Annotated in this window: 18 protein-coding genes and 3 pseudogenes; 4 read left to right on the top strand and 17 right to left on the bottom strand. The window is 39.3% G+C overall.

Annotated features, from left to right (window positions below):
* Nucleotides 1-98 precede the first annotated feature (98 nt).
* A complete protein-coding gene (gene aroD, locus BHF69_RS04415) occupies nt 99-860 on the top strand; it encodes a type I 3-dehydroquinate dehydratase (protein ID WP_075669872.1) in 762 nt (253 codons plus the stop codon).
* A gap of 79 nt (nt 861-939) precedes the next feature.
* On the opposite strand, the gene BHF69_RS04410 is transcribed toward aroD, so the two are convergent.
* From BHF69_RS04410 to nadA, 7 genes are all read right to left on the bottom strand, one after another.
* Nucleotides 940-2,262 carry a HAMP domain-containing sensor histidine kinase gene (locus tag BHF69_RS04410; RefSeq protein ID WP_075669871.1) on the bottom strand — a complete coding sequence of 441 codons (1,323 nt, stop codon included), beginning with the start codon at nt 2,260-2,262 and terminating at the stop codon, nt 940-942.
* Nucleotides 2,243-2,962, bottom strand: coding sequence for a response regulator transcription factor (locus BHF69_RS04405; protein ID WP_075669870.1), 720 nt, complete (start codon nt 2,960-2,962; stop codon nt 2,243-2,245). Before BHF69_RS04405 ends, BHF69_RS04410 begins: the two co-directional genes overlap by 20 nt.
* Nucleotides 2,963-3,205: 243 nt before the next feature.
* A complete protein-coding gene (locus BHF69_RS04400; protein WP_075669869.1) occupies nt 3,206-4,561 on the bottom strand; it encodes a GH25 family lysozyme in 1,356 nt (451 codons plus the stop codon).
* Nucleotides 4,562-4,631: 70 nt separating this feature from the next.
* Nucleotides 4,632-5,369, bottom strand: a complete 738-nt coding sequence (locus BHF69_RS04395) for an energy-coupling factor ABC transporter ATP-binding protein (protein ID WP_075669868.1) — start codon at nt 5,367-5,369, stop codon at nt 4,632-4,634.
* A gap of 1 nt (nt 5,370) precedes the next feature.
* Nucleotides 5,371-6,177 carry a cobalt ECF transporter T component CbiQ gene (gene cbiQ, locus BHF69_RS04390; RefSeq protein WP_075669867.1) on the bottom strand — a complete coding sequence of 269 codons (807 nt, stop codon included), beginning with the start codon at nt 6,175-6,177 and terminating at the stop codon, nt 5,371-5,373.
* Nucleotides 6,174-7,172: an energy-coupling factor ABC transporter permease gene (locus BHF69_RS04385; protein ID WP_075669866.1), complete on the bottom strand. Its 999-nt coding sequence runs from the start codon at nt 7,170-7,172 to the stop codon at nt 6,174-6,176. The genes cbiQ and BHF69_RS04385 overlap by 4 nt, the downstream gene beginning before the upstream one ends.
* Before the next feature lie 128 nt (nt 7,173-7,300).
* Entirely contained in the window at nt 7,301-8,188 is an 888-nt protein-coding gene (gene nadA / locus BHF69_RS04380) for a quinolinate synthase NadA (RefSeq protein WP_075669865.1), read from the bottom strand.
* A 145-nt stretch (nt 8,189-8,333) separates the two neighbouring features.
* On the opposite strand from nadA, the gene BHF69_RS04375 reads away from it, so the two are divergent.
* Entirely contained in the window at nt 8,334-9,521 is a 1,188-nt protein-coding gene (locus BHF69_RS04375; RefSeq protein WP_075669864.1) for a cation:proton antiporter, read from the top strand.
* 124 nt (nt 9,522-9,645) lie between these two features.
* On the opposite strand, the gene BHF69_RS14645 is transcribed toward BHF69_RS04375, so the two are convergent.
* A complete protein-coding gene (locus tag BHF69_RS14645) occupies nt 9,646-9,789 on the bottom strand; it encodes a hypothetical protein (protein ID WP_330393134.1) in 144 nt (47 codons plus the stop codon).
* Here BHF69_RS14645 and BHF69_RS04370 point away from each other — a divergent pair.
* Entirely contained in the window at nt 9,718-10,284 is a 567-nt protein-coding gene (locus tag BHF69_RS04370; RefSeq protein WP_330393125.1) for a YitT family protein, read from the top strand. The genes BHF69_RS14645 and BHF69_RS04370 overlap by 72 nt on opposite strands.
* A 90-nt stretch (nt 10,285-10,374) precedes the next feature.
* On the opposite strand, the gene BHF69_RS04365 is transcribed toward BHF69_RS04370, so the two are convergent.
* The 7 genes and pseudogenes from BHF69_RS04365 to BHF69_RS04350 all read right to left on the bottom strand — a co-directional run bounded on the left by BHF69_RS04365 (nt 10,375) and on the right by BHF69_RS04350 (nt 15,276).
* On the bottom strand, nt 10,375-11,448 hold the full coding sequence (locus tag BHF69_RS04365) for a 6-phosphofructokinase (protein WP_075669862.1): 1,074 nt from the start codon (nt 11,446-11,448) through the stop codon (nt 10,375-10,377).
* 119 nt (nt 11,449-11,567) lie between these two features.
* Nucleotides 11,568-12,920, bottom strand: a complete 1,353-nt coding sequence (locus BHF69_RS04360; RefSeq protein ID WP_075669861.1) for an MATE family efflux transporter — start codon at nt 12,918-12,920, stop codon at nt 11,568-11,570.
* Nucleotides 12,921-13,026: 106 nt separating this feature from the next.
* Nucleotides 13,027-13,248, bottom strand: coding sequence for a hypothetical protein (locus tag BHF69_RS14375; RefSeq protein ID WP_242946114.1), 222 nt, complete (start codon nt 13,246-13,248; stop codon nt 13,027-13,029).
* Nucleotides 13,205-13,681 (bottom strand): MATE family efflux transporter, encoded by a 477-nt coding sequence (locus BHF69_RS14820; RefSeq protein WP_442855851.1) that lies wholly within the window; start codon nt 13,679-13,681, stop codon nt 13,205-13,207. Before BHF69_RS14820 ends, BHF69_RS14375 begins: the two co-directional genes overlap by 44 nt.
* 213 nt (nt 13,682-13,894) lie before the next feature.
* Nucleotides 13,895-14,026: pseudogene (locus tag BHF69_RS14815) on the bottom strand (hypothetical protein); the annotation flags it as partial.
* An 88-nt stretch (nt 14,027-14,114) separates the two neighbouring features.
* Nucleotides 14,115-14,303: pseudogene (locus BHF69_RS14715) on the bottom strand (MATE family efflux transporter); the annotation flags it as partial.
* A 190-nt stretch (nt 14,304-14,493) separates the two neighbouring features.
* Nucleotides 14,494-15,276: a ZIP family metal transporter gene (locus tag BHF69_RS04350; protein WP_075669860.1), complete on the bottom strand. Its 783-nt coding sequence runs from the start codon at nt 15,274-15,276 to the stop codon at nt 14,494-14,496.
* Nucleotides 15,277-15,412: 136 nt separating this feature from the next.
* Between BHF69_RS04350 and BHF69_RS04345 the strand changes: the two genes are divergently transcribed.
* Nucleotides 15,413-15,799 carry a BlaI/MecI/CopY family transcriptional regulator gene (locus tag BHF69_RS04345; RefSeq protein ID WP_075669859.1) on the top strand — a complete coding sequence of 129 codons (387 nt, stop codon included), beginning with the start codon at nt 15,413-15,415 and terminating at the stop codon, nt 15,797-15,799.
* 87 nt (nt 15,800-15,886) lie between these two features.
* On the opposite strand, the gene rsgA is transcribed toward BHF69_RS04345, so the two are convergent.
* The gene (gene rsgA, locus BHF69_RS04340; RefSeq protein ID WP_075669858.1) at nt 15,887-16,939 is read right to left on the bottom strand and encodes a ribosome small subunit-dependent GTPase A; all 1,053 of its coding nucleotides are present in this window, start codon (nt 16,937-16,939) and stop codon (nt 15,887-15,889) included.
* 350 nt (nt 16,940-17,289) lie between these two features.
* Nucleotides 17,290-17,563: pseudogene (locus BHF69_RS14710) on the bottom strand (zinc ribbon domain-containing protein); the annotation flags it as partial.

The raw sequence follows: 17,563 nt of genomic DNA, 5'->3' as shown, positions 1-17,563 counted from the left end.
ATCAATTGCTTTTTTCTATTAATATTCAAACTCTTTACTATTTGAAAAATGTTTGTTAAATGCTAAACTATTAGTATAAACATGAAGGAGGATATACCATGATTCCAGTAAAAGTTAGAAACGTAGAAATCGGAACAGGAAAACCAAAGATTTGTGTATCAAACATCGGAGTAACAAAAGAAGAAATTCTTGCATTAACAAAAAAATACACAAATATCCCTATGGACGTTATGGAATGGCGTGTAGACTGGTATGAAGATGTAACAGACACAGCAAAGGTCATCGAAACTGCAAAAGAAATTCGTGAGCTTTTAGGTGAAATCCCATTCTTATTCACATTCCGTACATCCAAAGAAGGTGGTAACTTCCAGCTTCCAGATGAAGATTATAAGACTTTAAACATTGCTGTTGCTCAAAGCGGATATGTTGATATCGTAGATGTAGAAATCTTCACAGGTGATGAGATCGTTACGGAAATGATCGAAAAGATTCATGCAGCAGGTGCTAAGATCATCGCATCCAATCATGACTTTGATCAGACACCATCTCAGTCAGATATCGTATATCGTTTAAGAAAAATGCAGGATATGGGTGCAGATATCCCTAAGATTGCAGTAATGCCTCAATGTAAAAAAGACGTTATTACCTTATTAGCTGCAACAGAGGAAATGGCTACAAACTTTGCTACTCAGCCAATTATTACGATGTCCATGGCTGCTCGGGGAAGTGTAAGCCGTTTAAGCGGAGAATATTTTGGTTCTGCACTTACCTTTGGTGCTGGAGAAGCTGCTTCTGCTCCAGGTCAGATCAGTGCTGATCAGTTAAATGATGTATTGACCATCATTCATAATTCCTTATAATACATAAACCTGATCATTCAGAGAAAAAAAGTGATTGCCAGAGAATATTCCCAAGCAATCACTTTTTTCTTTCCAGACATTATCTGCGAACAACGCAAGGAAACAACAGCGTAATCTGAAATTGATTTTCTTTTCGTTGTATCTCACATTTTCCTTTCATCTTCGTCATCATATTTTTCACGTTCTTAAGTCCTATATTCGTACTGTTTTCTTTCTTTGTTAAACCTTTGATTTCATTCAAAAACGAAAATCCTACATATCCATCTCTATATTCAGATTGAACCTGCACTGGTTTCGAAGGCTCCGCATATTTGATTATGTTAGAAGTAATATTATCGAATATTCTTGTAATATAATCCGAATTTACACTTACATTTTTATCATGCCATGGAAAATTGATGGTAATACGAAAGCCTCTCTGCTCCAAATAGGCGCATGTTTCTGAAAGCAGATCATAAAATACAATTTCAAAAGATTCCGGTTCTTCCATGGTTACGTCGATCTGGCTGGTAATCAAAGAATACTCGAATAGATTATCTGCTAACTGCTTCATCTGACGAGTCTTTTGATCAATCTTATCGATAAATTCTTGCATCTGCTGATCATCTTTATATTTCTTCTTTCTCAATAATTCCATATAGAGCATAATAGAAGTCAACGGTGTACGCAAATCATGAGACATCTCCGTGATCATCCTTCGATTAGTCTGCACGAGATGTTCCTCCTGTCTCACTTGGTCCCGAAAGGATTTACGCATATCATCCAATCCCTGTGCCAATGTGGTCAGTTCATCGTGACCGCGAATGGTGATTTCATAATCCAGGTTTCCACTCTCTAAAATACCAATTTCTTCACTTAACTGGTTGATATAGTGCATAGTCTTACGAATTCCCATAATAACACTTCCTAAAAACACCAAAAAAGAAAAAATCAATTCTATTACCGTGGCATAAGTATATAATTGATAGGAATACAATCCAAAAATAGACGCCGTAGCTATTCCATCCGAAAATGTAATATGATAACTATTTCCCCAATCATAAATATTGCTTTCGATGTTCTCCTCCCAGATTGCCTCTTTATCTGGATAATCGGAATCATACATCAGTATATCATCCTTAAAAATCTGCAAAGAAATAATCTTTTGTTTATTGATCCAATTTGTCAATTTCTTAGAATCTTTGGTCGTCAGTTGATGTTTCTCCACATAAGCCTGAAGCGATTCCACATATTTTTCATTTTTCCGCTCCACGTAATCTGAATTGGAATAAAACGTATCTACCGCATACTCACCCGTACAATCCAGGAGAAAGTAACAGACACCGGCAAGAACTGCAGAAATAAGCAATAGTTCCAGCAAATGCAGATAAATGGAATCTCTTCTATTCACTTTCCGTGTCAAATTTATACCCCTTTCCCCAAACAGTCTTAATATATTCCGGTCTTTGTGGGTTCTTTTCAATCTTTACCCTAAGCTTTCGGATATGAACCATAACCGTACTGCTGCATGTATACAAATAGGGTTCGTTCCAGATACTTTCGTACAGATTCTGTGCAGAAAAATACTTCTTCGGATGCTGCATCATCAGAAGAAGTATCCGGTATTCAATATTGGATAATTTCTTCTCTTCCCCATCAATAAATACTTCATTGAATTCTTCATTAATTCGAATTCCTCCATGCTCAATCCATTTTTCCTCTGCTTCTTTCTTTCCCTCCTGAGACTTTCCACGATAAACCCGATAGCGCCGTACAAGAGCTTTCACTCTTCCAAGAAGTTCTGAATAGGAGAAAGGTTTTGTCAGATAATCATCCCCGCCTGCCATCAGTCCAATCAATTTATCAGATTCCTGAGCCTTTGCAGTAAGAAATAATATCGGAACAAAGGAAATCTTACGAATCTCTTCGCAAGTACGAAGGCCAGAAATTCCCGGCATCATAATATCCAAAATAACCAGATCTGTATCCGGATTTAAAAGACTAAGTCCCTCCATTCCGCTGGAAGCTTCCGTAACAGCATAATCCTCACTTTCCAGTAAAATTCTTATGCCTTCTCTAATATCGGCATCGTCTTCAATAATCAGTATGTTTGATCTGCTCATAAAATCACCTTTTCTTTATGTTCTCATTCTTTTCTATCTTTATTATTCTATATGCAGAACGAATTTCATGCAAGAATCTATTCCTTCTTTCTATCATATTTTCTTCCAAAAATCTTAATAGTTCCTAAAAGACTTCTTAACCCTTCTAAAATACGATCAGAATTTCTTATGTAATAAAAAAGAGTTCTTCTCTCCACAACTGTGAGCTGTGAGGAAAAACTCTTTTTCATCTACTATTTCTATCTATCTGGTAAGATATTTAACTGCCGAATAATTGCTATAGATATATTTGCTTCCCGCTTTTTTATAAGAACGCACTTTAAAATAATATCTTCTTCCTTTTTTCAGTCCACTTTTTGTATAAGAAGATACAGAGGAAGAAGTGGTTCGAATTCTTTTATATCCAGAATCTTTTTTTGTTGACATATATATCTGATAGCCGGTAACACCAGATACTTTTGACCAGCTTATTTTAATAGAATTACTACCAGATTTCTTCAAGGATGTAATCCGATTACTCTTTGGTTTTACCGTAATCGAAATGCTGGCTTTCTTTCCATTATGGGAAACTGCAGTAATCGTCGCCGTTCCAGGCTTCTTCCCAGTAATCTTCCCGGCACTATTTACAGAAGCGACAGCTGTACTGGAAGATTTCCATGCCACATAAGGATTGATCACTCCCGAAGGGCTTATAGTTGCTTTTACCGTTATCGAAGAACCAACGGTAATAACGGCTGATTTTTTATTCAACGTCACTTGAGAAACCTGCAGATTGGCCTCCCAGCTTCCATATTTTTGATTGGCATCTACTGCTCCATCAATCCCATTGACCAAAGCCTGATCTGTATACTGCCACAGCCGATACTTTCCTTCATAAGTGCATTGGCTGTTATATTGCGCGACCCATTTAGGATAAAGAGAGAAGATCGTGCCTGTCAGTCTCTTTTCAAACCAGTCTTTGTTAGAATAAAATCCAATATTATCATATCCGGACTTCTTCATGCGATTGACAAATGCGGTCGCATTAGCCGAAAAAGTCGATGCTTTCAAACTTTCTAAAGAACGATCCTCCATATCATAGAAAATCGGATAAGTAAAAAAGGATAACACCCCTTCCTGCTGCCTTACTTCCTTAATCAATCGAACCACATGATCCGCCTCTCTTTGCGCAGCTGTCGTATCCTTCGCGTAGGAATACAGATAAATTCCATATGAAATTCCCAGGCGTTCGCATTCCGATACGTTATATTTGAAATAAGCATCATCCTGGGTATAATCCCCATTTTCATCCGTATCCTGCCCATATCCACAACGGATGATGACCGCTTCTATTCCAGCATCTTTTACTTGTAGCCAGTCAATCTTTCCCTGATGATGACTGACATCAATAATCGTCACGTTCTCCGATGTAACTGCTTTCTTAGTTGAAGAAACTTTTTTTCGTTCCCCCTCTTCATATCGAAAGCTATTCTCCTTTCCTGCCTTTTCTGCCTCTGAATAAGTTGAAAAAGCACTGCTTTCCTTTTGACTAAAGCCAATGGTAAAGAGAAATACTGCTATCCATCCATAAATGATCCATCGCTTTCTGATTCCTGCCATAGTTACCCTCCTGTCTTTGATGATATTTTTATCTTACACTTGTAGGATTAAAATGTCAAGTCAGAAAGCCTTATGATCGTTTCTGCATGCATAAAGGCAATTCCAGGCCGACATCTTCTAATAACTGTTGATTACTAAGAATCTCTTCTGTTGGCCCATCACATACAATCCTTCCTTCTGCCATAATGATAGTCCTCTTGCACGTATCCAGAATCATGTCCAGATCATGAGATGCTATAATCTTCAAATGTTCAAAAGAATTCAGGATTCGGATCAGATTTCTTCTATTTTTGGGATCTAAAGCAATGGAAGGTTCGTCCATAATGATAATATCCGGCATCATGGATAAAATGGTTGCAATAGACACTAATTTCTTTTCACCACCGGACATTTTATAGATCTGTTTGTCTCTTAAGTGATTGATTCCTGTCATTTCAAGAGCAGATACCACCCTTTTCTCCACTTCTTCCTCCGGAAGTCCATAATTTCGTGGTGCAAATGCAATATCCTCATAAGCCGTGGACATAAAAAGCTGACTATCCGAATCCTGAAACACATATCCGATCTTTTCTCGAATCCTTGGCAAAGTTTCCTTCTGTACGGGTATCGCTTCTACCTGAATGCTTCCCTGATAATTTAAATGTAAACCAACTAAGAGCTTTAATAACGTGGATTTTCCAACTCCATTAGCACCAACAATTCCAATGGAATCATTTTCAGCTCCATGAAAGGAAATACGATCTAAGATCGGTTTCCCTTTCTCATACTGAAAAGATACATTCTCCACATCAATATGTATATGACTCATGCTAATGTCCTCCTACAAAATTTCCTATGATCGTTACAATGGGTACCATTCGCACAAAGATGATACAGCTGCTCCAGAACAGGAAAAATAGCCAATCCTTCTTTCTCATCTTTATCTGTGGTCCAAGATATCCAAACTCCCCCTGATATCCCCTTAACAACATACTTTCATACACCTCATTCGCACGGTCCACGCTTCGTAAAAGCAGTTGTCCTGTCAGGCTGCCCCATGCCTTACAATGAATTCCCTTTTGATTCGGAGCACGCAAGGCATATGCCTGTGTCATTTGATTTACTTCACCCAACAACAGGGTAATATAACGATAAGTCAATAAAATCTGTGTTACTACTAGTTTGGGCACACGCAACAGCCGAAGAGCATAACAGATTTTTTCAATCGAGGTAGTAGCAATCAGTAAATAGGATGCCAAAACAGAAAAAAGCCCTTTTATCATCAGGGTAAGCATGGATACCACGCCACCACAGATACAGACATCTCCGAGGAAGACGAATGTATGATCAAAAAAAGGATTCCAGATTCCAACAAAACAGACCAATGGAAGAACAATCCGAAGCCTCTTTATACTGTCTTTAATGGATAAATCTGCCAAAAGAAACATAGACAATGGATAAACCAACATTCCTATCAGACCAACAAGATTATATTTATGAAAAGATACCGTAACTGCAATATAACCGATGGTCAAAACCAGTTTTACCAACGGATGAATCTGATTCACCCACTGCTCTCTGGATGCAATGGTATCCATATGATGAATCTCATAAATTGCACTCCCTATCTTACTCATGATATCCTTTTCTTTCTAAAAAACTTAAACAAATAGCAAACTCCGACACAAACAGCAATAACGATGCAAGCTCCAACAATTCCAGAAAAGGAAGTGCCTAGAGCAGATGATGAGCCGTGAAAAGCATAATCCGGTAAAACTGCCCATTGATCCTGAATCTTTGCAGCTATCTCATAAATTTCTCCAGAGGAAGCCACCTCTGTAGATCCTGTCAGTTTCTGAATAGACCACTCCAATCCATCCGGCTGAGAGGATGCCAACAATGATAAGCCGCCTCCAATCAACATAGCTACTACCGTTAAAATAGCAATGGTATGTTGAAAAGTAAATCGTCCCTCTTTGGTAAGATCATTCTCATATCCATACAAAAGCTCTGGTCTTGCATCATAGACAAAGCTTAAAACAGCTGCTGTAATCAATCCTTCTACGAATCCAATTGCCAGATGAATCGGCTGCATCGTTGCGACAAAGGCCACAAATGGCAGCTCTGTAATTCCTGATGCTAGGGTCTCTAAGGTAACACTAAAGGCACCCAGCTGTAAGGTCAACACACATCCTAGAATCGACGCTGCAACAACCTTTGCCTTAGACATTCCACTTTTCATCATTGGCTTCCAAATCAACAATGCTCCAATAAAGCATCCATAAAATGCCATATTCCATATATTGCATCCTAAGGCCAGTAAGCCTCCGTCTGCAAAAAGTAAGCATTGAATCAGCAAGACCCCAATCATCGTCAAAAATCCAGCAGTTGGTCCTACCAATGCTGATAAAAGCATACCTCCGCAAAGATGTCCACTGGAACCAGTTCCTGGAATCGTAAAATTAATCATCTGGGTCGCAAATACAAAGGCTCCCATGACTCCCATCACTGGTATTTTCTTTGGATCATTTTCTAGCCGTACTTTTTTAATTGAATAGGCTGCAGCCGCAGTCGAAGCAACATACATAGTTCCTGCAACTGCCGGTGCAACCAGTGCATCTGCCATATGCATAACGAATTTCCTCCTTTTTGTCTTTCCCTTCTCTCTTTCACTATACTACATTGTCAAAAAAAGGGAAGCCTCTATGGGGGATATTTCTTTGCTTATTTACTAGTCTGCAGCCAGTTCAAGCATCTTTTTTAAAGGCAAATTGGTTCTTTTTTTCTTATCTCTTCGTCCAACACTACTTCTGGTGTCAATGTTTCCAAAGCCTGGATCACACCTTCTGGTTTGATTCTCTTCATATTTGGACAAAATTGGCGATGTCCAACAGAATAAAACTTCTTATCTGGGTTCTTCTGCATCAGCTCGTAGAAGATTCCCATTTCCGTGCAAATAAGAAATGCGCTATGAGTAGATGCTGTTGCATAATCAATGATCTGTGAGGTACTTCCAATGAAATCCGCAAGTTCCAGAATTTCTTCTGTACATTCTGGATGTGCCAAGACCAACGCTTCTGGATGTGCTTCCTTAGCCTTTTGAAGCTCTTCCTGATGAATACTTTTATGTACATGACAAAAGCCATCATTGAATATGAAATGCTTTTGCGGCAGCTGCTTTGCAATATATCTTCCTAGATTTTCATCCGGGATAAAATAGATATCCTGATTGTCCAGTTTCTTTACGATTTTAAGTGCATTAGATGAGGTAACACATACATCGGATGCTGTCTTAATCTCTGCTGTAGAATTTACATAGCATACGACTGCTACATCTGGATATTGTTCTCTCACCTTTTTTATATTATCAAGGTCCACCATATGAGCCATTGGACAATCGGCATACTGATCTGCCATGACAACCTTCTTTTCTGGATTTAAAATTTTCGCACTTTCTCCCATAAAAGAAACTCCACAGAAAATAATCGTACTTTCAGACAACTTCGTCGCAATTTCTGCAAGATAATAAGAATCGCCTACATAGTCTGCGATTGCCTGTATCTCACCATCTACATAATAATGGGCTAGGATCACCGCATCCTTCTCTTTTTTCAATTCCGCAATCTTTTTCTTTTGTTCTTCAGTCATTTTATTTACTCCTATTCCTATTTACATAATATGTTATCTGATGAATGAATTATATTCCTACCAATTTACTATGTCAATAAATTTTTTGTTTGCGAAATGATTATTTTTTGATATACTACTTGCAGTCATGAAGGAGGGTAAAAATATGTTGATTAGTATTGCTTACATGTTAATGATGGGGATGTTCCTTGGTTGGATCTGCAAAAAACTGCAGCTTCCAGCTCTCATGGGTATGATCCTTACCGGTATTATACTCGGTCCCCATATTCTGAATCTAATTGATGAATCTATCTTACAGATTTCATCAGAATTACGAAAAATTGCTTTGATCATTATTCTTATGCGGGCAGGTCTTTCCTTGAATGTAGATGATCTAAAGAAAGTTGGTCGTCCAGCTATACTCATGTGCTTTTTGCCGGCCTGCTTTGAGATTACCGGTATGATTCTTCTGGCACCAAAGCTTCTCGGAATGACTATTTTGGATTCTGCGATTCTTGGCAGTGTGATAGCCGCAGTTTCTCCAGCTGTCATTGTTCCTAAGATGCTAAAACTGATGGAGGAACATTATGGTACCACTAAAAGCATTCCACAATTAATTCTTGCAGGAGCATCGGTCGATGATGTATTTGTCATCGTGCTCTTTTCTGCATTTACCGGACTAGCCAAAGGCAATCAGATTTCTATTACCAGTTTTCTAACAATTCCCGTCTCCATTCTAACAGGAATTGGAATTGGGATTTTGATTGGATGTGTACTGGCGAAGTATTTTGAAAACATTCATATAAGGGATACTGCCAAAATCCTTATTCTGCTTTGTATCTCCTTCGTATTGGTGACATTAGAAGATTCTTCTAAATTTTTACTTCCATTTTCCGCATTGATCGCCATTATGTCCATGGGGATTGCTCTTCAAAAGAAGCGCCAGATTGTTGCTGTTCGCCTTTCTCTAAAGTTTAATAAGCTTTGGGTCGCAGCAGAAATCCTGCTATTTGTCTTAGTTGGTGCCACCGTGGACTTAAAATATGCCGCATCTGCTGGTATTTCTGCTGTCATTTTAATCTTTGGTGTTTTGCTCTTTCGCATGGCAGGTGTATTCTGCTGTCTCATCAAAACCAATCTGTCCATGAAGGAACGTCTCTTTTGTATGATCGGGTATACACCAAAGGCAACCGTGCAGGCCGCCATTGGAGGAGTTCCCCTTGCTATGGGATTATCCTGTGGGAATATAGTGTTAACCATTGCCGTACTTGCCATTTTGATTACAGCCCCATGTGGTGCTTTTCTCATTGAACAAACCTATCAAAAACTCTTGACTCCAGAAACCCGTCAATAGCTATCTTAAGTAAAGGATATAAGGACTGTCCGTTGACATTTTCTATTATTTCAAGCATAATACTTTTCATACAAGTCCGCTTCGGCGGACTTAAATTTTACAGAAAGGATTTGTTCGTTTGTTTTCACGTATTCATTGGCGGGCATGCGGTCTGACTCTTCTGGGAAGTGGAATCCTGGCATTTGGCCTTTTTAATATTCATGCCTTTTCTGGGATTACGGAAGGTGGCGTTCTTGGCATGACGCTTCTTCTCTACCATTGGTTTCACATTTCGCCCTCCATTTCGGGATTTATTATGAATTTCAGTTGCTATTTTCTTGGATGGAAAGTCCTGGGAAAAGGCTTTATCGTCTATTCTGCAATTGCAGGAGGGGGATTTTCTATCTTCTATACTATTTTTGAGCACATCGGTCCATTCTGGCCTCATCTAGCCGATTATCCACTGATTGCATCCATATTAGGTGCCATATTCGTAGGTGTTGGTGTTGGCATCAGTGTACGCGCCGGTGGGGCTCCTGGCGGTGATGATGCACTTGCTATGAGTTTATCAAAGCTTAGTGGATGTTCCATTCAATGGATCTATTTTATCAGTGATATTGTTGTATTGCTGCTATCACTGAGCTACATTCCACTCCATCACCTTGTCTTTTCTCTTTTGACCGTCATTTTATCCGGTCAGATTATTGGATTAATGCAAAAAAATATAAAAAAAACCTACAGTTCCGCCGCAGTGCGATCCTCACGGAGTGTTTTCATGGGATAGGAAAAGAAATTTCCTATTCCATGAAAAGCAAAGGAGCTGTGCTCCAGAAGTGGAATCGTCTCACTTCGTTTTACAACAGCTCCTCTTTTTCTATTCTCCAAAACTAATTCCAGCAAGCTTTGCTTCTGTAATTACATCAGATTCTGGATCTACGTATTTTAATTTTCCAGCAACTTCTTCTAATGGAACACGAATGATCACATTATTCTTGATTCCTGCCATCTTACCATAATCTCCTTCTAGGATCATCTCAGATGCAGTTGCACCAAGTCTTGTTGCCAATACTCGGTCATATGCACAAGGGTTACCACCACGCTGTGTATGTCCTGGATTTGCAACACGGATTTCTGCATCCGTCTTTTCTGCCAGTCTGCTTGCCAGCTCATCAGATGCACAGGTATACTTTTCCTTCGCTCTTTTCGCCTTTAATTCCTTCTTAGACAGTTTGGCATCCTCTTTTGAAATCGCACCTTCTGCAATAGCGATAATAGAGAATTTGTGACCAGATTTCTTTCTTTGCTTCAATGCCTTTGCTACAGCATCAATATCATATGGAATCTCTGGAAGCAAAATAATATCAGATCCGCTGGCGATTCCTGCATATAAGGTTACCCATCCAACCTTATGTCCCATAACCTCTACGATGAATACACGGCTGTGGGAAGATGCTGTTGTATGGATACGGTCAATGGTCTCTGTAGCAACGTCAACTGCACTCTGAAATCCAAATGTCATCTCTGTGCCCCATAAATCGTTATCGATGGTTTTTGGCAGTGTTACTACATTCAGCCCTTCTTCTCTTAACAGATTCGCTGTTTTATGTGTTCCGTTGCCACCCAAGACTACCAGACAATCCAGATTCAGCTTATGATACGTATGCTTCATAGCTTCTACCTTGTCCAGTCCATTCTCATCCGGAACTCTCATTAATTTAAATGGCTGTCTGGAGGTGCCAAGAATGGTACCACCCTTATTCAGGATACCAGAAAAATCCTTTGCTCCCATAACATTAAAATTAGAATACATAAGTCCTTTATATCCGTCAAGGAAACCATAGATTTCCACATCTTTCCGCTTTGCATAAAGTCCTTTTACTACTCCTCGCATAGCAGCATTTAACGCTTGACAATCGCCGCCACTTGTGAGCATTCCAACTCTCAACATATTCATTCCTCCTAATAATCATATTCCTCTATTTTTCACTCATATATAAGTGAATTATACCCCATTTGTAAAATTGATACAATAAGCGGAGGAAAAACTTAACATTTATTTCATCTTGTTCATGCCATTTTCTGTATTTGCCATTGTTCACTAATATACCGAAGAATAAAAAGAACCGCTCTTACTAACCAATCTAAAGTCATAGCAATCCATACACCCAAGACACCCAGTCCCATCCATTTTCCAAGAACAAAGCTAAAGAAAATACGGCAGATCCACATGGAAATAATAGCAACTACCATACAATACTTCACATCATTGGATGCACGGAGAGTATTGGGCACTGTAAAAGATAGCGGCCATATAGTAATGCAACAGATAGTATGATAGAGGATAATCTGCCGTGCAATGGTAGCAGTCACAGAAGAAAGATGATACGCCCATAAAATCAATGGCAACAAGCATACCACCATAATATTGATCAAAATAAGTGTTGCATATGTACTAAAAAGCAATTTTTTTGTATAATAGCGGGCGCTTTCATAATCTCCTGCTCCTACACAGCGTGAAACCACAGTAATCATTGCCAGTCCCATGGCAAGTCCTGGAATAATTTCAAACATGGCTACCATATTTCCCACTGCATTGGCTGTAATAGAGGCAGTTCCAAATCCGGCAACCAGACTCAACACTAATATTTTTCCCAATTGAAACATACTATTTTCTATACCATTTGGTATTCCAATGTATAGGATTCTCCGGATCAATCCTCCTTTAAACCGAAAGTAGAATTTCTTACTAAAATGTACCGGAAGATCCTGATTTTTTAATAGCATCAGCATAACTATTGCGGCAATCATCCGTGATACCAGCGTTGGAATTGCTGCCCCTTCCACTCCCATGCCTATACCATAGATGAATAAGGCATTTCCTGCAATATTGATGCCATTCATGAGCAGCGACATGTTCATTGCAATTTTAGAATTGCCCATAGTCCGAAATAGAGCCGCACAGCCATTGTAAACAGCCAGAAAAGGAATGGAGGCCGTGACGATCAGCAGATATATTCTGGCATTATACATCACATCCGCTTCAATCTGTCCAAAAACTCCATGGAGAATCAAATTCCTTCCTGCATAAATCATCAGGATAATTCCAAAAGATAGTGCACTAATGAAAAGCACCAGCTGATCTGCTGTCTGACATGCCATCTTGAATTTCTTTTGTCCCAAAAATTGGCCTGCTACTACCGCACCTCCAGTGGCAAGTGCTGCAAAAACATTGGCCATCAGCACCATGACACTGTCTACTAAAGAAACTCCTGATACTGCCGCCTCTCCTACGCTTGCGATCATAATCGAATCTGCCAATCCCACTGTAACCATTAGTAACTGCTCCACAATTAGTGGAATAATCAGTTTTACTAAATCTCCATTTGAAAATATTCGTTGCTTTTCTTCCTTGTCTTCCATTTTGTTTCCCTTCTTTTCTCAATCATCATTTTGAACCTTTCGTTCTTTTGCGCACATTATTATAACGCAAGATTTTAGAATTGTGAAATACAAAATGAAACGGATTTTAACCTTTCAAAGTCTGGGCGAACTCTCGTTTTGCCAATATAAGTGACAGAACAGATGCAGACAGGTCTGCAATCGGTACTGCCGCTAAAGCTCCGTCCAGACCAAATCTGGCAGAAAGTAAAATAGACAATGGTATGAAACATATCCCCTGTCTGAAAACTGGTATGGATAAGGCTTTACCTGGCCTTCCAATTCCCTGGAAAAAAGATACTGTTGCCATATGTATCCCATAGATAAAAGAACGTCATCGTGTAAATTTTGAAAAAATGCTGACAGCAGTTTAGATATGCAAAATCGTTGGATACGAATAGCATACCAATCTGACGTGGAAAGAATTGATAGACCAAAAACCAACTGGCAGATATAAAGAGAGCAATGACAATGGAAGTTTTATACGTCTGCCGAACTCTGGAATAATTTTTTGCTCCATAATTATATCCATTGATTGGCTGCGTTGCTGAGGATATTCCAACGAACATGGAATGAGCAATCTGATAAACCTTCATAATCATTCCATAAACAGATAGAGACAGCTCACTTCCATATATGCTTTGCCCACCATAAATGGTCATGAGGTTATTCATAACAATCTGCACTGCTGCTCCCATAATCTGCGTAATAAAGCTAGAGATCCCTAACTTTATTATTTCCACAGAAAGCCTCCTGGTCGGTTTCAATGCCTCTTTTCGAATGTGTACCGTCTGCAGCAGTCTCAAATAATTCAAACAAAGAAGTCCTGCCACAATCTGTCCGAGAATCGTAGCAATTCCAGCTCCAACTACTCCCATATGCAATCGAAAGATAAAAATCGGATCCAGAATAAGATTGATTACAGCTCCAGCGATCATGCATTTCATCGTGTATTTCGGATTCCCATCCGCACGTATAATGGCAGTAAACGCAATGCTTAACATCAGAAATGGTAATCCCCAGATAATAATCCTGGCATAGGAAAGTGCTGAAGCATAAGCATGCCTCGTCGCTCCAAAAAAACACAATAATCCACGGAACAAAAATACTATAGAGAATAGAGAGAAATATGCCCGCTATGAGCAATATTGTTATGGAATGACTGATAGTATCGTCTGCCTTCCGCTGCTGCTTTTGTCCAAGGTTCAAACTGATATTAGCTGCACACCCATCTCCGATCAGCAATGCAACAGCACTGGAAATGGTAATAAATGGCATAGATACATTCGTCGCTGCCATTCCGATCACACCCACACCCTGACCGATAAAAATCTGATCTACGATATTGTAAAAATAATTTACCATCAACGTCAAAGCTGTCGGTACAGAATATTTTAATATCAGCTTTCCAATTGGTTCTGTCCCAAGAGGATTCTGACCTTCCCATCTATTCTCCTTCATGTATAATCCCCCTTTATACCAATCCAAAAGCATCGATTTTTTTTCAAATACTCAAAACGATCTAACATGATTCATTCCTCCCGATCAGTCACTTTTATCCCAAGGATACGTCTAAGGTTAACATCAATGTAAACCCCAATGCAAATAATATAGTTCCAAGATTGGAATGCTCTCCTTCAGACATCTCTGGAATCAGCTCTTCTACTACCACATACATCATAGCACCCGCTGCAAGGCTTAGCAGATATGGAAGCATTGGAAGAATCCATTCTGATAATAGCACCGTAATAATAGCAGACACAGGTTCGACGATTCCAGACAATGTGCCAAAAAGAAAGGCCTTCGGCTTGGAAAATCCTTCTTCCTTTAATGGCATAGAGATAATGGCCCCCTCAGGAAAGTTTTGAATCGCAATCCCCAACGAAAGTGCCAAAGTTCCCATCATCGTAATCTGACCATTTCCAATTGCCCATCCAGCATATACAACTCCAACTGCCATCCCTTCTGGTATATTATGAAGAGTGACCGCAAGCATGAGCATGGTTGTCTTCTTCCAGTTCTTTTTGGGACCTTCGGCTTCTTCGCTGTTCATGTGAAGATGTGGAATCATGTGATCGAGCAATAGAAGGAATAACATTCCTACCCAGAAGCCGATCACTGCTGGAAAGAACATAAAATGTCCAAGTTCCTCCGAGCCTTCCAGTGCTGGAATCAACAAACTCCAGATAGAAGCCGCCACCATTACACCGGAAGCAAATCCGGTCATTGCCTTTTGCACCATTGGATTCATTTCCTTTTTCATAAACATTACGCAGGATGCTCCAAGGGTTGTTCCCAGAAATGGAAGCATAATTCCTCTTACTATTTCTATATTCATTCTACCACCTCCGATTTCGACTTTTTTCGTGCTTTCCATTCATTATAACACTTTCTCATTTATTCCGCCATTGACCAACGGTATTATCTCTTATATAATATATTACAACCGTAATATTAAAATTAAGGGAGAAAATATGGAAAAGATACCTCAAATATCAGAAGCAGAATATGAAATCATGAAAATCATATGGGATGAGTCTCCCATCAGTACCAACGATGTATGCAAAAAAGTGCCTGCCAGCCACAATTGGAGCCAAAAGACCATACATACATTATTATCCAGATTGACAGCCAAACATGTCATTACCTATGAGAAGCGTGGGAGAATGTATTATTATTATCCCATCATTTCAAAAAAGCGCTATCTAAACCAGGAAAATCACCAGTTCTTAAACCGCTTTTATAACGGAGAAATGGCTCCTATGCTATCCTCTCTGCTTTCAGATGAGAAGATATCCGATCAGGAGCTTAATGCCATGTATCAGTTAATCCGGAAAAAGCTAAAGGAGGATGAACATTGAGTTTTACAGAAATAGCTTGAATTTCCATACGAGTTATAGAAATTCAAGCTATTATATCCATAAGATTATTTTCTTTTTGTTATTGGTCTATTTCTTCTTACGATTGATCTTTGCAATAGATTTGAACTTTTCCTTTTTCTTTTGCATATAACCGGATCTATCTTCCAGATATGCATCTTCTGACCTTAGCTTACAATAAGAGTCCCATCGCTCCTTCGATAATTCTCCAGCATTGATCGCTGCATGAATAGCACATCCAGGTTCATTGGTATGCGTACAATTTCGAAAACGGCATTTGTCAAAATAGGATTCCACATCAGTAAATGTTCTTTCTAATCCTTCTGCTTCATCCCACATGCCAAGCTCTCTCATACCTGGCGTATCCATCAGTATCCCTCCTTCTGGAAGAAGCAGCAATTCTCTTCTGGTCGTCGTATGACGCCCTTTATCATCTTGTCGGATTACTTGTGTATCCAATACTTTTCTTCCTAGCAGGCAGTTGATCAATGTTGATTTTCCAACACCAGAGGACCCAAGAAAGGCCGCGGTCTTTCCATATGCTAGATATGGTCTTATCTTCTCCCATCCTCCTTTCGTATGGGTAGAAATATCTAATATATCAACACCTGGTGCGATGGCGGCTACCTCACAGAGCTTTTCATAAACGTCATTGCACAGATCTGCTTTGGTCAACACGATGACTGGTATTGCTCCACTTTCCCATGCCAATGTCAAATACCGCTCCATGCGTCTTAGATTATAATCCTGATTCATGGACATACAAAGGAAAACAGTATCCACATTCGCTGCAATGACCTGCTCTTTACTGGCGATTCCAGCTGACTTTCGAAGAAACACACTCTTTCTAGGCAGTACACAATGGATGATTCCATTTCCGTTGGCATCGTGGCTGCGATCCATCACCACAAAATCTCCCACTGCAGGATAATCGGTCTGATTCTTCACTTCATAGCGAAACTTCCCTGAAATTTTTGCCAAAAGCTCTCCCTGTTCACTGATTACCCGATAAAGATCTCTTGATTGTGAAAGTACCCTTCCAATATATCCTCCTTTATCTTGTCCTGCCTGTCCCCATCGTTCTTCGGTAAGCCCATAATCTTCTAATTTTATCGTATTCATTTATCTTCCTCCTATATGCAATACAAATCCACCCGAGCAGTGGCTGCACGTTCCTGATTAGAAACATCGTTTCATGATTCATATGGAGGTTATGCCAATTGCCTATCTGCAAACCTCCCGGTTTGCTGCAATTTCCAGTATACTGCTATAATACAAAAATCATTTCTGCCACTCAAAATATAGACAAATATACCCATATCGAGATGTTGAAAGTTTTCACAAACTTTTCTTACTGCTTCATCCTGTATGCTTTTGCGATTACAAGTAATACGCTACTCACAAGTTCTTGTACAGTCCACAGTCGTAAATTCCCGACTAAAGCCATCGGTACATGCCTACAAACGCTTGTTTTATGCTATTTTGTAGGATATTGCATCTCTTAAATTAAGGCTTGCATTATAATCTCTATCAGCATGATATCCACATTCACAAATATATTCTCTATCAGAAAGTTTTTTAATCTCTCTTAACACAACCACATTCATGACATAACTTACTTGATGGATACCATCTATCTACAATTCTTAATTCAATTCCCAGTTCTTTGCATTTTGCTTCAAGTTTTGTTCTAAACTCATAGAATTTCTGTGAAGCAACTGCTTTAGACAGATGCTTATTCTTCAT

This window comes from Anaerostipes sp. 992a (assembly GCF_001940245.1).
GTDB lineage: Bacteria > Bacillota > Clostridia > Lachnospirales > Lachnospiraceae > Fimousia.
Note: the sequence above shows the minus strand (reverse complement) of the source record. Positions and strands in the feature narration are given on the sequence as shown.

Excerpts from the sequence above, each read along its gene's own strand:
- aroD (WP_075669872.1), top strand. The coding sequence starts at position 99 with ATGATTCCAGTAAAAGTTAGAAACGTAGAAATCGGAACAGGAAAACCA.
- BHF69_RS04405 (WP_075669870.1), bottom strand. The coding sequence starts at position 2,962 with ATGAGCAGATCAAACATACTGATTATTGAAGACGATGCCGATATTAGA.
- BHF69_RS04400 (WP_075669869.1), bottom strand. The coding sequence starts at position 4,561 with ATGGCAGGAATCAGAAAGCGATGGATCATTTATGGATGGATAGCAGTA.
- BHF69_RS04395 (WP_075669868.1), bottom strand. The coding sequence starts at position 5,369 with ATGAGTCATATACATATTGATGTGGAGAATGTATCTTTTCAGTATGAG.
- cbiQ (WP_075669867.1), bottom strand. The coding sequence starts at position 6,177 with ATGAGTAAGATAGGGAGTGCAATTTATGAGATTCATCATATGGATACC.
- BHF69_RS04385 (WP_075669866.1), bottom strand. The coding sequence starts at position 7,172 with ATGCATATGGCAGATGCACTGGTTGCACCGGCAGTTGCAGGAACTATG.
- nadA (WP_075669865.1), bottom strand. The coding sequence starts at position 8,188 with ATGACTGAAGAACAAAAGAAAAAGATTGCGGAATTGAAAAAAGAGAAG.
- BHF69_RS04375 (WP_075669864.1), top strand. The coding sequence starts at position 8,334 with ATGTTGATTAGTATTGCTTACATGTTAATGATGGGGATGTTCCTTGGT.
- BHF69_RS04365 (WP_075669862.1), bottom strand. The coding sequence starts at position 11,448 with ATGTTGAGAGTTGGAATGCTCACAAGTGGCGGCGATTGTCAAGCGTTA.
- BHF69_RS04360 (WP_075669861.1), bottom strand. The coding sequence starts at position 12,920 with ATGGAAGACAAGGAAGAAAAGCAACGAATATTTTCAAATGGAGATTTA.
- BHF69_RS14375 (WP_242946114.1), bottom strand. The coding sequence starts at position 13,248 with ATGGCAACAGTATCTTTTTTCCAGGGAATTGGAAGGCCAGGTAAAGCC.
- BHF69_RS04350 (WP_075669860.1), bottom strand. The coding sequence starts at position 15,276 with ATGAATATAGAAATAGTAAGAGGAATTATGCTTCCATTTCTGGGAACA.
- BHF69_RS04345 (WP_075669859.1), top strand. The coding sequence starts at position 15,413 with ATGGAAAAGATACCTCAAATATCAGAAGCAGAATATGAAATCATGAAA.
- rsgA (WP_075669858.1), bottom strand. The coding sequence starts at position 16,939 with ATGAATACGATAAAATTAGAAGATTATGGGCTTACCGAAGAACGATGG.